At 36.3% G+C, this 15,259-nt stretch carries 14 protein-coding genes; 6 read left to right on the plus strand and 8 right to left on the minus strand.

Translation table 11 applies throughout. The features are described from left to right. Positions 1 to 77: 77 nt before the first annotated feature. From secA to fakB1, 5 genes are all read right to left on the minus strand, one after another. The gene (secA, locus tag ACF3N8_RS00195) at positions 78 to 2,609 is read right to left on the minus strand and encodes a preprotein translocase subunit SecA (protein WP_009383073.1); all 2,532 of its coding nucleotides are present in this window, start codon (positions 2,607 to 2,609) and stop codon (positions 78 to 80) included. A gap of 274 nt (positions 2,610 to 2,883) precedes the next feature. Next, complete coding sequence (gene hpf / locus ACF3N8_RS00200; protein ID WP_009383074.1) at positions 2,884 to 3,444, minus strand: ribosome hibernation-promoting factor, HPF/YfiA family; 561 nt, start codon at positions 3,442 to 3,444, stop codon at positions 2,884 to 2,886. 71 nt (positions 3,445 to 3,515) lie between these two features. Next, complete coding sequence (locus tag ACF3N8_RS00205) at positions 3,516 to 4,184, minus strand: ComF family protein (protein ID WP_009383075.1); 669 nt, start codon at positions 4,182 to 4,184, stop codon at positions 3,516 to 3,518. After that, positions 4,177 to 5,475, minus strand: a complete 1,299-nt coding sequence (locus tag ACF3N8_RS00210; RefSeq protein ID WP_009383076.1) for a DEAD/DEAH box helicase family protein — start codon at positions 5,473 to 5,475, stop codon at positions 4,177 to 4,179. The genes ACF3N8_RS00205 and ACF3N8_RS00210 overlap by 8 nt, the downstream gene beginning before the upstream one ends. A gap of 104 nt (positions 5,476 to 5,579) precedes the next feature. Beyond that, positions 5,580 to 6,440 carry a fatty acid kinase binding subunit FakB1 gene (gene fakB1 / locus ACF3N8_RS00215; protein WP_392450008.1) on the minus strand — a complete coding sequence of 287 codons (861 nt, stop codon included), beginning with the start codon at positions 6,438 to 6,440 and terminating at the stop codon, positions 5,580 to 5,582. A 129-nt stretch (positions 6,441 to 6,569) separates the two neighbouring features. On the opposite strand from fakB1, the gene ACF3N8_RS00220 reads away from it, so the two are divergent. Further along, positions 6,570 to 7,208 (plus strand): YigZ family protein, encoded by a 639-nt coding sequence (locus ACF3N8_RS00220; protein ID WP_009383078.1) that lies wholly within the window; start codon positions 6,570 to 6,572, stop codon positions 7,206 to 7,208. Between the two features lie 350 nt (positions 7,209 to 7,558). On the opposite strand, the gene ACF3N8_RS00225 is transcribed toward ACF3N8_RS00220, so the two are convergent. Beyond that, positions 7,559 to 8,605, minus strand: a complete 1,047-nt coding sequence (locus tag ACF3N8_RS00225) for a glycosyltransferase family 4 protein (RefSeq protein ID WP_009383079.1) — start codon at positions 8,603 to 8,605, stop codon at positions 7,559 to 7,561. 212 nt (positions 8,606 to 8,817) lie between these two features. Here ACF3N8_RS00225 and ACF3N8_RS00230 point away from each other — a divergent pair, with 212 nt between their 5' ends. The 4 genes from ACF3N8_RS00230 (at position 8,818) to pepT (ending at position 12,639) form a co-directional block, all read left to right on the plus strand. Then, on the plus strand, positions 8,818 to 9,885 hold the full coding sequence (locus ACF3N8_RS00230) for a GGDEF domain-containing protein (protein ID WP_009383080.1): 1,068 nt from the start codon (positions 8,818 to 8,820) through the stop codon (positions 9,883 to 9,885). 216 nt (positions 9,886 to 10,101) lie between these two features. Further along, positions 10,102 to 10,866: a threonine/serine exporter family protein gene (locus tag ACF3N8_RS00235; protein ID WP_238093838.1), complete on the plus strand. Its 765-nt coding sequence runs from the start codon at positions 10,102 to 10,104 to the stop codon at positions 10,864 to 10,866. 24 nt (positions 10,867 to 10,890) lie between these two features. Then, entirely contained in the window at positions 10,891 to 11,394 is a 504-nt protein-coding gene (locus ACF3N8_RS00240) for a threonine/serine exporter family protein (RefSeq protein WP_009383083.1), read from the plus strand. Between the two features lie 12 nt (positions 11,395 to 11,406). Next, complete coding sequence (gene pepT, locus ACF3N8_RS00245; RefSeq protein ID WP_392450011.1) at positions 11,407 to 12,639, plus strand: peptidase T; 1,233 nt, start codon at positions 11,407 to 11,409, stop codon at positions 12,637 to 12,639. A gap of 57 nt (positions 12,640 to 12,696) precedes the next feature. Here pepT and ACF3N8_RS00250 read toward each other — a convergent pair whose 3' ends face one another. Both ACF3N8_RS00250 and ytxJ read right to left on the minus strand, forming a co-directional pair. Beyond that, positions 12,697 to 13,812 (minus strand): glycerate kinase, encoded by a 1,116-nt coding sequence (locus tag ACF3N8_RS00250; protein ID WP_009383085.1) that lies wholly within the window; start codon positions 13,810 to 13,812, stop codon positions 12,697 to 12,699. A 220-nt stretch (positions 13,813 to 14,032) separates the two neighbouring features. Continuing rightward, positions 14,033 to 14,353 carry a bacillithiol system redox-active protein YtxJ gene (gene ytxJ, locus ACF3N8_RS00255; protein ID WP_392450013.1) on the minus strand — a complete coding sequence of 107 codons (321 nt, stop codon included), beginning with the start codon at positions 14,351 to 14,353 and terminating at the stop codon, positions 14,033 to 14,035. A 363-nt stretch (positions 14,354 to 14,716) separates the two neighbouring features. On the opposite strand from ytxJ, the gene ACF3N8_RS00260 reads away from it, so the two are divergent. Continuing rightward, positions 14,717 to 15,241, plus strand: coding sequence for a GrpB family protein (locus tag ACF3N8_RS00260; protein WP_009383087.1), 525 nt, complete (start codon positions 14,717 to 14,719; stop codon positions 15,239 to 15,241). Positions 15,242 to 15,259: the final 18 nt, after the last annotated feature.

Consider the following 15,259-nt stretch of genomic DNA (forward strand, 5'->3'; position numbering starts at 1 on the left):
ACTAACATACTTTTTAATAGTAAAAAAAGGGCAGCGCAAATGTCAAGTTAACATTTGCATACTGCCCTTTTAACGCATTATTGACCATGACAGTTCTTATATTTCTTACCACTACCACAAGGACATGGTTCATTACGGCCAACATCTTCATCTTTAACAAATGGCTTAGATTTTACTTTCTCTTTACCATCTTCGCTTGATAAATGTTTACCTTCGCCTAGGTCTTCATTTTTCTCACGTTTTACATCATCTTCTACAGTGACTACTGATTTTAAGATATATTTCGTTACGTCTTCTTCAATACCTTGCATCATGCTATCAAATAAGTTGTGACCTTCGTTTTGATAGTCACGAAGCGGATTTTGTTGACCATAAGAACGTAAATGGATACCTTGACGTAATTGATCCATTGTATCAATGTGATCTGTCCATCTTGCATCAATAGAACGTAGTAAAATCATACGTTCGAATTCTTCCATACGTTCGTCAACATTTTCTTTTTGGTGCTGATAGGCCTTTTCAACTTTAGCCCACACAATATCAAAGATATCTTCGCTGTCACGACCTTTGATCTCATCAACTGTTAAATCACCTTCACTTAGGAAGATGTCATTCACGTAGTTGATAAATGGTTCGTAATCTTGGCTATCGTCGTCATCGTTAATGTAATAACGGATGGCTCTATCAAGCGTTGAACGCATCATAGTGTCAACTAAATCAGAGCTTGAAGGCTCATCTATAATACGGTTACGTTCTGCATAAATAATTTCACGTTGCTTACGTAAAACTTCGTCGTATTCAAGAATACGTTTACGTGCGTCAAAGTTGTTACCTTCAACACGTTTTTGAGCAGATTCTACTGCACGAGATACCATTTTAGATTCGATTGGTGTTGAATCGTCCATACCAAGACGGTTCATCATCGTTTGCATACGATCTGATCCGAAGCGAACCATTAACTCATCTTGTAAAGATAAGTAGAAACGACTGTCACCTTTATCACCTTGACGACCAGAACGACCACGTAGCTGATCATCGATACGACGTGATTCGTGACGCTCAGTACCGATTACAGCAAGACCGCCTAAATCTTCTACGCCTTCACCAAGTTTAATGTCGGTTCCACGACCGGCCATGTTTGTCGCGATTGTAACGGCACCTTTTTGACCCGCATTCATGATAATTTCCGCTTCATGTTCGTGGTTCTTAGCGTTTAAGACATTATGTCTAACGCCACGTCGTTTTAAAAGGTTTGAAATGTATTCACTTGTTTCAACCGCTACAGTACCTAGAAGTACGGGCTGACCTTTACGATACTTTTCAATAACTTCTTCAACAACTGCATCAAACTTACCTTTTTGACTCACATAAATTTTATCTGAGTTATCGATACGTTGAACAGGACGGTTCGTTGGAATTTGTGTAACCGTCATATTATAAATATTACGGAACTCTTCTTCTTCCGTCTTCGCAGTACCTGTCATACCAGCTAGTTTATTGTACATTCTGAAGTAGTTTTGGAATGTAATCGAAGCCATCGTTTTAGATTCATTTTGAATTTGAACGCCTTCTTTAGCTTCAATTGCTTGGTGTAACCCTTCTGAAAAGCGTCGACCTGGCATTGTACGACCAGTGAATTGGTCTACGATTAAAACTTCACCTTGATGAATCATATAGTCAACGTCACGTTGCATTGTGTAATGTGCACGTAAAGCAAGACTGATATGGTGAATGATATCAACATGTTTCACGTCGTATAAGTTATCGATTTTAAACATGTTTTCTGCTTTATCGATACCTTGTTCAGTTAACTGAACAGATTTCGTCTTTTCATCATAGTGATAGTCATCGTCTTTTTTAAGCATTTTAACGAATACGTTCGCTTGCGTATAAAGTGTTGTCGATTTTTCAGCTTCACCTGAAATAATTAATGGTGTACGCGCTTCGTCGATTAAGATAGAGTCAACCTCATCAATGATGGCAAAGTGAAGCGGTCTCATAACACGGTCTTCTTTATAATTCACCATGTTGTCACGTAAGTAATCGAAACCTAACTCGTTGTTCGTACTATACGTGATGTCTTGATTATAAGCTTCTCTTTTTTCAGTTGTGTTTAAACTATTAAGGTTAAGCCCAACTGTTAAGCCTAAGAAGTTATAAAGTTCAGCCATCTCTTCACTTTGAACACTAGATAAGTATTCATTGACCGTGATAACGTGAACACCACGTCCAGCTAATGCGTTTAAGTATACAGGCATAGTAGCTGTTAACGTTTTACCTTCACCCGTTCTCATCTCAGCAATATCACCTTTATGAATGGCAATACCACCCATAACTTGTACGCGATATGGTGACATATTAAATACACGTTTAGCACCTTCACGTACTAACGCAAATGCTTCCGGTAAGATTCGATCTAATTCTTTATCTTGTTTTGAAACACTTTCAATCGCTTGAATTTTGTCTTGGAATTCTCTTGTTTTATTTCTAATATCGTCATCTGACAAGCGCTCGATTTCTGGTTCTAAGTCGAGTACTTTATCAGCTAGTTTACCGAGGCGTTTTATTTCTCTATTATTGCCGTCAACAATTTTCGATAAAAAACCCATTCTGTTCGCTCCTTTTTAGCATAAAAACTGTTTGGCTTACAACAAATCATCATATCATATATTTTATTTACGATGCGTTTCGTTCGATTTAATTGATATAAATGAGATGATTTCTTCACACTATATTAGTGTAAGTCATATTGTTCATTAATTCTAATATATCACCTTAACGTGAATTTAGTGTTAATTTTCCCCACCTTGAAAAGCCCTTTAGATACAAAATGAGACTGAAACAAAGTCGATTGCTTCAGTCTCATAAATTATAATTTAAGTGTTATGATTTAGTTTGAATTAAACCATACTTTCCATCTTTACGTTTATAAACAATACTTGTTCCTTCAGTATCTCTGTCATTAAATACAAAGAAATCATGACCTAACAAATTCATTTGAAGAACTGCTTCTTCAGAATCCATCGGTTTTAATGCAAATTCTTTAGATTTAATTATCTCGATATCTGGTTCATTTTGTTGTTCTTCTTCAGTTGTATTCTCAACAACAGGTGTGAATAAATCTTCTTTGTTACCTTTAGCACGATGCTTGCGGTTTACTTTAGTTTTATATTTACGAACTTGTCTTTCAAGCTTATTATTAATTAAATCAATACCCGCATATAAATCATCGTGTCGTTCTTCTGCACGAAGCGTTACATTTTTTAACGGAATTGTTACTTCAATTTTAGTACTAGAGTTTTGATACGTTTTAACTTTCACGTGCGCTGTCACGTTTGGCACGTTTGTAAAGTAACGTTCTAACTTGCCAACTTTCTCCTCGATATAATTTCTGATGGCATCTGTAATAGTGAGGTTGTCGCCATGAATTTCAAATTTAATCATAGTGATCTACTCCTTTCAACCTCTATTTTTTATTTTTTTATTCTATTCCTTACTTATATTTTACCACTTTTCTAAGACCGTGCAAACGTTAACACTCTGATTTTTCTAACTTTTCTAAAAAATAATAATTCCGCTGCATGGTGCACGGTTAGCCCTGTTGTATAAATATCATCTATGAGTAAAATCTCTTTATTTTCAAGGTCATAACCCCTATCAACCAAAAGGAATGGGTTGTCACTTTTCGCACGCTCTCTTTTAGTTAAATTGGATTGTTTCGCTCTGACTTTAGCCTCTAAAATGGGATGAAATGGTATCTGCTTCGCTTTAAGTATTTCACCAATATGATCAAAACGTCTCATTAATTTCTTTTCATGCGGTGACGGAATCGGTACAAGATAATCATAGCGCCCTAATTGAGGCATAATCTCCGCAAACACGTGACTTAAAGCAATATCAAGGTGAAATTTATACTGAACGATAGTACTTTTCATAAGCCCTTGATAATCAGCAACTGTCACGACTTGATCGACCAATCGAAACCGTTGTTCTAGCCACTTACAATCTAAGCACACAGCTTCATTAGGACCAAGTTTCTTCAAACATCGCGCGCACCGCTTCACCGACTCAAACTGTTTAATTTGAGTTAAACACTTTTCACATATGACGTCAGGTTTTTTATAGAAATTATTAATTGTTAAAGGTGCGTGTATCACTTCAAAGCAAATTAAACATCTACGCATCTATCCAACCTCTTTCGATACCTAAGCGATTCATCGACTTAATCATGCGTGAAGCTTTCAACATACTTAAACTGATCCCCTCATGTAGGAAAAGCACTAAGCCAGTAGGCATTTCTTTCTTACGCCCTACGCGTCCCGCAATTTGAACGAGCGCATTAGCTTGAAACAAATGGCTATCAACTACGATGACGTCTAAGCTAGCCATCGTAAACCCGCGTTCTAATATTGTTGTTGTAAATACCACTGAGTGTTCACCCCGTCTTAAGGCTTCTACTTTGTCATGTCTGAGTGCATCTTCACTAAAGACAGTAATTAACCCTTTGATGTGCGGTTTATAATGTACATAAGTATCTTCCATACGACGAATATGATTAAAGAATACGAGCGTATAGCGATTCTTACGTACTTGTTCCTTTAAAATGTGTAATAGTTTAGATTGACACTTAGACGTATTGAGCTTGAAATATTGATATTGAGGTACCGGTAATCGTTTACGATGGAACCTTGCTGGCAAGGTGATAATTTGATTATTTTTAAATGAACGCAATAATTTTTTAGGTGGTGTCGCTGTCATTAAGAGGTGCGAATGTGTGGCCTTTGAAGCGTAAATGAGACTTTGTTGAAGCGACTTATCCATAGATAAAGGGAACGCATCCACTTCATCGACAAAAATGACGTCAAAGTGTGACTTGAAACGAAATAACTGATGGATGGTTGATATGACAAAGTGCCCATTAAACACTTGTTTGTGACCTTGATAAAGCACGTCAATTTGCTCATTTTTAAAAGCTTCTTTAATTCGTAACGCTACCTCAATCACAACGTCTACACGAGGTGAGACGACTGCTACATTCAACCCTAGTTGTCGTGCATACTTAATACCTTCAAATATCATCTCAGTCTTGCCTGCACCCGTAACGGCATATAATAAGAGACTCTCCATAGATGCGATGGCCTTTACGATTTGAGCACTCGCATAACTTTGTTGTTCTGATAAATTAAATGGTAGATGGTATGCGCCATCTGTCGCGGCCTGCTCCGACTTTATATAAAACACGTCTTGATCAGATTCCATCTTGCCAAGTTGAATACAATTTCGGCAATAAGTAACGCTTTCTTCGTTAAGATAAGGTTGATATGTATAAAAATGATGTGACTGTGTTGAATGACATTGTGCACATCTATAATGACCGTCGCTTAAACGAACGCCTCTGACCGTTTGTTCAATTACTTCATTTGTTAAAATATGGTGATCCTTCACTAGTCTGCCGTAATATTTAATACGCCTCACCTCTATATCCCTTCATACATATATACGGATTGGCTTAATCAATTACTCTTACAAACAAAAAAGATTTGAAAATGAGCACGTCATCTCCAAATCTTCATCATTATTTACATCTTAATTTTACGACCTATGTATCCAACACCGATGCCGCCTGGCCCTAAGTGAGAAGCAACTACTGGCCCGAATTCTGAGAAGAGTACATCATAATCTGGAAACTCTTTTTTCATAGATTCATAAACTTCGTTACTTTCATCGACCTTATCGCCACCGATTACCAATAGCGTTTTATCTTCGGCATCTTTAATCTCTTCAGCCGCTTTACGCACCATCATTTTAAGTGCACGCTTTTTCGTACGTACCTTTTCATTAGGTACGATTTTACCATCCTCAAAGCAAAGTAGTGGCTTCATTTTTAAAAGTGTTCCAATCCAAGCTTGAGCATTTGAAATTCGGCCACTCTTTTGAAGGTATTTAAGGTCATCTACCACAATGTAAGCGCCAGTTTCTTCACGCATGCTTTCAAGTTCTTTTAAAATAGCATCCAGTTCTAAGCCTTGTTCGATGAGCTCGATGGCTTTTAAAACAAACACGCCTTCAGCAAACGCAGCAATCTTAGTATCAAATACATGAATGTTGATACCTTCGATCATGTCGTTTACTTGCATAGCTGTTTGAACGGTACCGCTAATGCCACTTGATAGATGAATCGAAATAACGTCTGTATAACCTTCGTCTTTAAGTTTTTCATACATATCGACAAGTGTTCCAATAGCAGGCTGACTCGTTCTAGGTGCAGTTTTAATATCTTTAAGCTTGTCGTAACACTGTACTTTAGAAATTTCGACGAATTCTTTATAGCTTTCATTATCGTTTAACGTCACATATAAATGTGCAATCGGTATATGATACTTTTCAATTAAATCTTGTGGGATATAACTTGTAGAATCTGTCAGTACAGCGACTTTCATATCTCATCCTCCTAGCTCATATAAATATATCATACCTTATATTATATATAATGATAATCGTTTTGAATATTTAAATCTGTTATTTTGATGTGTATAATATAGTTAATACGAAGACAAAGGATGAACATTATGAAAGATGATGTGATCACAATCAAATCTGAACATCAGTTTGAGACAGTCATCAATAAATCGCGTTTTATCTGTTATATCAAACCCGTTCAAACTGAGGATGACGCCAAGGCTTTTATTCAATCCATTAAGAAAAAGCACCATGAGGCCACGCACAACTGCTCGTGCTACACAATTGGTGATACGATGAATATTCAAAAGGCTAATGACGACGGCGAACCAAGCGGGACTGCAGGCGTTCCAATGCTTGAAGTTTTAAAGAAGAATGATATTCATAATACTGTAGCGGTCGTGACAAGATACTTTGGCGGTATTAAACTCGGCGGTGGCGGCTTAATTCGTGCTTATAGTGGCGCAGTACGTAATGCAGTGAATGATATTGGCCTCGTTGTGCTTAAAAACGCGATACCTATGACTGTAACTGTTAGCTATGATTTAACTGGTAAGTTAGAACATGAAATTCAATCTACGACTTTCATGTTAAAAGACACGACTTACACGGATAAGGTAAGTTACGATATTGATGTCATTGAGACTGAACGCGATGACTTTATTGACTTCTTAAATCGACACACTCAAAGCAACTATGAACTACATGAAGGTGACGTTACGCGCTTACCGTTCGATTTAGAAAAATAGACATAAATTAAATTCGGTTGATTTTTATGTAGCTTGTAATTTAATTTCCTTTAACAGCATGCTTTCCTGGGACGTGGCTGGAGCCTGTAGTCTCCAGACTCACGCTACTCCCCTAGGAGTCAGCTGTTAGGAATTATTACATATCTAAAAAAATGGTTGATTTGAAGAATTAGCAGTACGCAGAGACCAAAGGAATTTCAAGCGTGATAGTATATTAGTGACGTCTTTTTAATTAAACTGTCCAATAACCAAGAAAGCTATGTAAAATTTAAGTTCTTACCAACCGAATTTCTTAGGCATAAATTAAAACACTTCTTAAAAGCCATGATTTACTAACTTTTAGGAAGTGTTTATTTTTGAGTTTTCTTTGAAATTAATTTTAATAAAGGCTTATAATTATCGTCAATTAACCCAGTAAATTCAACAATGAGCTCTATTGTAATAATGATGAGGATGAACATCATTAAGACACCCCAAGGTTGAGATAAATACAAGATAATACTTGCAATACTAAATAAAATCGCGATTGAATAGATTAAGATAACCGTTTGGCGATGTGAGTAACCCAAATCAAGTAACCTATGATGTAAATGCGATTTATCCGCTTGCATAATACTTTGACCTTTCTTAACACGACGTACCATAGCAAACAATGTGTCGATAAAAGGCACAGCAAGAATAACTACTGGGAAGAATAATGAAATTAACGTTATGTTTTTAAAACCTAACAATGACACAAATCCGATAATATAACCAATCAACAATGCACCACTATCACCTAAAAATATTTTAGCTGGGTGGAAATTAAAGCATAAAAATCCTAGTAATGAACCTAATAAAACACTGCATATCATCATGATAAATATGTTGACTTGTAGAATCGCGATAAAACCTATCGTGATAAGTGCAATCGCTGATACGCCTGCTGCTAAACCATCTAAACCATCTATGAGATTGATTGCATTTGAAATTGCGACAATCCAAAAAATTGTAAACGGAATACTAAAATATCCAAAATGAATTGTTGGGCCTATCGGTAATGAAATAAAATCGATCGTGATGCCATAGTACACGACCACTAAAGCAACGAGTATTTGACCAATCAATTTTATAATTGGTTTCAAATCAAATAAATCATCGATTAAACCTAATAAGTATATTAAAACACTACCAATAACCAGAGGTTTTATTTCTTCTTCTACAGGATGTGCGAACCAAATACCAATTAAAAAGGCGAGTAATATAACAGTACCGCCTAGCATTGAGATTGGCTCAGTATGTACCTTTCGAATATTCGGTCTATCTAAAATATTCATCTTTTTTGAAAAGATTATAATGATTGGTGTCAATATTAAACTGACGATCATTGAGAGGACGATTAGTTTTAAAGTTAGCATCAGTTCACCTACACTCGTTCTCAAAATTTAAGCCTATCTATAGAATATATATTAAATGCATTTAACACACATTTTCATATAGATATCATACCATTTCATTACATGTTTTAAAATTCTAACCTAAAATAAAAAAATAATTTCTCGCGATAGGATGACAAATTGTAAGATTTCACTTACAATAACTAAGTGCTTAGAAAAGGAGTCGAAGTAATATGATTCAAGCTATCATTTATAATATTTCAGTTACCGTAGCAGGCATTTACTTATTTCATCGACTAGAATACTCAGAAAGTAGTCATATCCGCTTCTCTAAAAGCTATACTACTTTATTACTTACAGTTGTCGCATTATTACTAGCGTCATACCCGATCGACATACCACCATATGTCATCCATCTTACATTCGTTCCTTTACTATTTTTAGGTCGCTATACGAACTTTTTCTATACGATGTTATCAGCAATCATCATCGTTTTAGCCGACACGTTGATATTTGATAATACGATTGCGCATGGCATTACCATTTTAATCATTGCATTGATATCAAGTATTATTGGTCCATTTTTAAAACAAGGCCATATCGCTTCATTACAAATTCTAAATGGTTTAAGTATTGTCATTTTCGCTGGATTGATTTTATTCAACTCGCAATATGACTGGATCGAACTCTTATACTTAATCCCGCTTTCATTTGTATTAACGATTATTTCTTCAATTATATTTGTTGATATTTGGCGTTTCTTCTCGTTGATTCAACGTTATGAAAATGAGGACTCTGTGGATTACCTAACTGGTTTAGGAAACGTAAAATCTTTTGATAGACATCTAAACAAGTGTACGCAAGTAGCCGCTGAGAAAGACGAATCGCTAGGCTTGCTGCTTATAGATATAGATGGTTTCAAAGACGTAAATGACGCGTACACGCATTATGCTGGTGACGCAGTTCTTAAACAAATGTCTCAACTATTAATCAATTACGTACCAAAACAATTTAAAATATTTAGAAACGGTGGCGAAGAATTTTCAGTCGTTGTTCAAAACATTTCATTAGATGAAAGTGTTAAGCTCGCTGAAAGCATTCGCCGCGCTGTGGAAAAGTCAAGCTTCCACCTACCGTCTAAAGAAGTTATTAAATTATCTGTTTCAATTGGCGTAGGACATTTAACAAAAGACAACTATAAATCACAACGTAAGGTATTTAAAGATGCCGATGACATGTTACATGTAGCTAAAAACGAAGGCCGTAACAAAGTAATGTTTAATCCGATTGTTAAAATTTAATACAATTATATGAAAAGCTAGGGCACCACGAAACGTGTCCTAGCTTTCATTTTCAATAAAGAGAATTCAAACCAATCAATCCCACCTCCCCCCCCGTTTCACCCTTCCTAGAAAATAATTACATTTACTTGAAAATATTTTAAAATCTATTGCAAGTTGCACGCCCTTTTTGTAAACTTCAAGTGTTCTATAAAAATAAATAAGGGGGTTTATTAAATGGCAGACGGTCTAACTATCATTGACGAAGATAAAGTCATCGATCTTGTCTTAATTGCAGGTCGTGTCTTACTTGAAAGTGGTGCTGAGACCTACCGTGTTGAAGATACAATGGGCAGGATTGCAAGTAACTACGGCTTATCTGATACATATAGCTTTGTGACGTCGACTGCAATTATCTTTTCACTAAACGACAGAACGAACACGCGGTTAGTTCGAGTGCGTGAACGTACTACAGATCTTGAGAAAATCGCGCTAACGAACAACATCTCACGTAAAATTGCGAACGACGAAATCACAATCGATGAAGCCAAATCAGAACTCATTCACTTACATCATGCCTCATTACAATATTCATTTTTAACCAAATTCTTTGCAGCAGCAATTGCATGTGGCTTCTTTTTATTCATGTTCGGTGGTAGTACCATTACCGATTTTATTATTGCCATTATAGCCGGAGCTGGTGCCTTCTTAACATTTGATATTGTACAACGATATATTCAAATTAAATTCTTCTCAGAGTTCATAAGTGCAACCATCGTCATCAGTATCGCTGCACTATGTTCGAAACTTGGACTCGTCGAGAATCAAAATATTATAACCATCGCAGCAGTTATGCCCTTAGTCCCTGGTATCTTGATTACGAATGCTATCCGTGACTTAATGGCTGGTGAGTTATTAGCTGGTATGTCACGTGGTGTTGAAGCGGCTTTAACTGCATTTGCGATTGGTGCAGGCGTTGCGATTGTATTATTACTATTCTAATCTGTTTTATAAGGAGGTATACCTTTGCTCATATTATTTAAGTATGCCATACACTTTCTAGTGAGTTTCCTCGCTACAATATTATTCTCGATCATCTTTAATGCGCCGCGTCGCTTATTAATCGCTTGTGGTTTCGTAGGTGCTTTAAGTTGGGTGATTTACGTGATTACAGATGACCTTACTGCAAACAAAGTACTTGCAGCATTCTTAGGTAGTGTTATCTTAGGATTAACAAGTCACGTTATGAGTAGACAATATAAACGTCCCGTTATCATCTTCATCGTGCCAGGTATCATTCCTTTAGTACCAGGTGGTGCCGCATATGAAGCAACGAGACATTTAGTTTCAAACGAATACACAGACGCGGTCAATACGTTCTTAGAGGTTACGTTAACATCCGGAGCCATCGCTTTCGGTATCCTTTGTTCAGAAATCATTTACTACATTTATACGCGCTCTAAATTGCTTTTCGGCAAAGTTAAAGGTAAAGCGCACCGTGAAAGTTATCATATGAACGACCGTGTATAAGGAGACATTGACATGAAAGCACAAATTACTGATAGACTCATTCGCTACACTGAAATCAATACACAGTCTAATCCAGATTCAAATACGACCCCTTCATCAAAAGCCCAATGGGATCTCTTACATTTACTTCAACAAGAACTTAAAGATATGGGATTAGAAACAACGCTTGATGATAAAGGTTATTTATTTGCTACGTTAGAAAGTAATACAGACAAAGCGGTTCCAACGATTGGCTTCTTAGCACACGTCGACACATCTCCAGATTTCAAAGCTTCTGACGTTAAACCGCAAGTTGTTGAACAATTTGATGGTAACCCGATCACGCTTGGCAATAGTGATCTTCAACTGACTGTAGATCAATTTCCTGAATTAAAATCATTAATCGGTCACACGTTAGTTACGACAGATGGTACGACGTTACTCGGTGCTGATGATAAAGCGGGTATCGTTGAGATTATGGAAGCCATTCAATACTTAATCCAACATCCTGAAATTAAGCATGGTCGCATTCGTATCGGGTTTACACCTGATGAAGAAATCGGTAAAGGGCCGCACCATTTTGATGTAGACGCCTTTAATGCTGACTTCGCGAATACGATGGATGGTAGCTTACTTGGTGAACTGCAATTTGAAAGCTTTAATGCGGCTAGTGCTCAAGTAACGAGTCATGGCCTCAACGTCCATCCTGGTTCAGCAAAAGACACGATGATCAACGCACTTGAAGTAGCCCATCAGTTTCATGCGAAAGTGCCTAAAGATGCATCACCAGAATTTACAGATGGTTATGAAGGCTTTTATCACCTCATGTCGCTTCAAGGTAATGTAGAAAAAGCACAGTTATCTTACATTATCCGTGACCACGACAAACTCAAATTTGAAGATAAGAAGAAATTACTTAATGATATCGTTGAAGATTTAAATTTAAAATATGGCCGTAAAGTTTTAGAAATCAATATGGAAGATCAATACTATAATATGGCTGAAAAGATTAAACCATACCCTCATATTATCGATATTCCGAAACGTGTATTTGAACAAAGAGGAATTACACCAAATACAGATCCTATCAGAGGCGGAACAGATGGTTCTCAGTTATCTTACATGGGCTTACCAACACCAAACATTTTCACAGGTTGCGGTAATTTCCATGGACCTTATGAATACGCTTCAATAGACGTCATGAAAGAAGCTACAATGGTTATTGTAGGCATCGCAGAAGCCGCAACCCAGTACAACTTTGAATAAATGTTCCCTTTTAAAAAAAGACCTTATATCGCCTGATTGCGATATAAGGTCTTTTCATTATGAAATTGACGCTTGTAATAATTTCAATGATTGAATCGAATATTGTCTAAGTTGGATGCCTAATTGATAATTTGTGAACGTTGTAGGTGCGTCCATGAAGACATTAAACATACCTGTCACATCGCGTTCTGTAAACGCGTCAAACTTATTAGACGTACCGCATATCGCAACATTCGTCTTGTGATGCTTCTGGCATAATTCCGCAATCTTTAGTGATGTCGTTTCAAGAATCTGACTATCTTCATCAATGCCTTCACCAAAGATGACTAGGTCAGCTTGTTCAATTAATTGATCGAGATGTGTTATTTTATCTAAGATTGCATGACTTGTAGAAATCGTACCACCATAAATACCACTCAGTACTGCAGCGACACCACCGCCTGCACCGCCACGTTCTATCGGGCTCAATGTTAAATTTAGACTACTTTTAAGAATTTCATTGAGATACCATACTTTATTATCAACTTCTATAGCATCCTCTTTCGAAATCCCTTTATGCTCATATGTTTTCATTATCGCACTTTGTTTTCCATAATAATGACTATCGAAATCAGATACGATTTCAATGGTTGCTTGAGTTAATTTATCATTTAGATGTGATGTATCAATTCGTCTGACGAGATTAAGGTATCTTGGGCCTTTTGACAAATCAATCACATGACCATCATCATCATAAAATGTTGCGCCAAGCGCTTGTAAGAGACCTGCACCACCATCATAGCTATCAATGCCGCCTACTGAGATGATAAAATGTTTCGCACCGTTCTCTAAAGCGTGTAGAATCACTTCACCTAATCCATAGCTTGAGCGATGTGTAACAGGATTCTCCCCTTTTAGAAACAGTTGACTTTCGATAACGGTATAGCCATCGTTTGTAATACCGTATTCAGTTTGCACGTGATTCATATCTGCATCATGTGTCTCTAATTTATATTTCGTCCCTGATTGCCATGAAAATACGGATGTAAGCAATTCGTTCTTACCATTGAATAAAGGGACTTGTACAATATCAGCTTCTTTAATCTGGCTTGCGACCGCTTCTTCAACATAGCGATTCGCCTCATAACTTGTTAAACTACCATAGAATTCATCCATAGCTACAAGTACTTTCATAATGTCACCTCATTATTTCATCTAACTTTATACTTCAATCACTCATCTTATTATACAACGTACCACGCCTAAATGAAATTCGGTTGATATAGTGTGGAGCGTGTTTGAGGTTTCATGGTCACGATATTCGCACTAGGTTAACTTATTCGACAAAAAAAGAGTTAGTAAATGAAGGGTATGTAATTCGACCTTCACCTTACTAACTCGTTAAGTTCAATATTTATTCTTCAGCTTTTGCTAGAGACGCAACGGTAACGTTATCGTGACTATCATGCCAAATAACTTCACCTTCTACAAAGTAAAAGCCTTGTGGCGTCTCGTGCTTCACACCAGTTTTTGACGCGATATAATCAGATAATTCGCGATCATCTTGAACAATCATATAATAGCCATCTATATCTCGTTCGTATAAAAACTTATTAAATTGATCGAGGGCATTTGCAGATATCGGGCAAGTTTCACTATGTTTTAATAAGAATACATATTTGTTATCTGTAATGATTTGCTCAAACTGGTCAATTGAAGTTAGCTTAATCGCCATCCCTTTTCACCTCTAAATAATGATCTTTTTCAAGATTAGTTAATTTATAGCTGTTCCAAATGTCTGTTCAATTTCTAAATCTTAACCCAATTATTTTATTATAGAAAACACTTATCAATGTAAATCATTATACACACTTTGGCATGGGTTGTTAACCACTATTTTTAACAAAATTAAGTGGAAAATGTGAACTTTAATTTCAATATCCCCTTTTATAAGGAGAAAATTTAACTCGAAAATCAAATATTTCGCTAATTTCATTCCCCTTTTCCTAAATAACAATCATTTCAATCATGTTTATTATCGCGACATAATGTGATATAGTAAATCATCATTATTTCAGGAATTTTAAAGGAGTCAATCATGTATTCAGCTATACAACCTTTTATCAGTAAGGATTCAAGTCAACAGAGTGTTTATATTGATGCATATGACGAAGTTCGAGATGTATTGATGAACCTACTTGATACGCCTGTTAAATCAACACAGCATATCGGTGGCACGAGGCATTTCCAATATCAAACCGAGCCGATTTTAGATGTATTGGTTGGTGTGGATAGTTTACACGACATCACTTCTCTCGATGAAAAGCGCTTGAACTATGTAGGATTCTATCGGCTACATCATAAATATCGCAAGAAAGTTGTGATGGCACGCTTTAATAATTTAATTGATTTGAAACAAGAAGTGCGTCTTCATATTATACAACGCGATACCGATCAATTTGAGCATTACCTATTTCTAGATGGGTTGTTAAGTGAGAATCCCGACGTTCAACACGAATTCGAAACATTTAAGTTAGGCTTGAAGCATAGAGACCTTGGTATAAGACAATACGAAATTCAAAAAGAGAAGTTCTTTTCAAAAATATTAAAAAAATATAGTTAGATTATAACCTTTACATTA

This window comes from Staphylococcus massiliensis, assembly GCF_043186315.1.
In the GTDB taxonomy this organism is placed as follows: Bacteria; Bacillota; Bacilli; order Staphylococcales; family Staphylococcaceae; genus Staphylococcus; species Staphylococcus massiliensis.

Bases quoted from the DNA above. Each gene is read 5' to 3' on its own strand.
- ytxJ (WP_392450013.1), bottom strand. From the start codon at position 14,353: ATGGCGATTAAGCTAACTTCAATTGACCAGTTTGAGCAAATCATTACA.
- ACF3N8_RS00225 (WP_009383079.1), bottom strand. From the start codon at position 8,605: ATGCTAACTTTAAAACTAATCGTCCTCTCAATGATCGTCAGTTTAATA.
- ACF3N8_RS00205 (WP_009383075.1), bottom strand. From the start codon at position 4,184: ATGCGTAGATGTTTAATTTGCTTTGAAGTGATACACGCACCTTTAACA.
- ACF3N8_RS00250 (WP_009383085.1), bottom strand. From the start codon at position 13,812: ATGAAAGTACTTGTAGCTATGGATGAATTCTATGGTAGTTTAACAAGT.
- ACF3N8_RS00260 (WP_009383087.1), top strand. From the start codon at position 14,717: ATGTATTCAGCTATACAACCTTTTATCAGTAAGGATTCAAGTCAACAG.
- ACF3N8_RS00230 (WP_009383080.1), top strand. From the start codon at position 8,818: ATGATTCAAGCTATCATTTATAATATTTCAGTTACCGTAGCAGGCATT.
- fakB1 (WP_392450008.1), bottom strand. From the start codon at position 6,440: ATGAAAGTCGCTGTACTGACAGATTCTACAAGTTATATCCCACAAGAT.
- secA (WP_009383073.1), bottom strand. From the start codon at position 2,609: ATGGGTTTTTTATCGAAAATTGTTGACGGCAATAATAGAGAAATAAAA.
- hpf (WP_009383074.1), bottom strand. From the start codon at position 3,444: ATGATTAAATTTGAAATTCATGGCGACAACCTCACTATTACAGATGCC.
- ACF3N8_RS00220 (WP_009383078.1), top strand. From the start codon at position 6,570: ATGAAAGATGATGTGATCACAATCAAATCTGAACATCAGTTTGAGACA.
- pepT (WP_392450011.1), top strand. From the start codon at position 11,407: ATGAAAGCACAAATTACTGATAGACTCATTCGCTACACTGAAATCAAT.
- ACF3N8_RS00235 (WP_238093838.1), top strand. From the start codon at position 10,102: ATGGCAGACGGTCTAACTATCATTGACGAAGATAAAGTCATCGATCTT.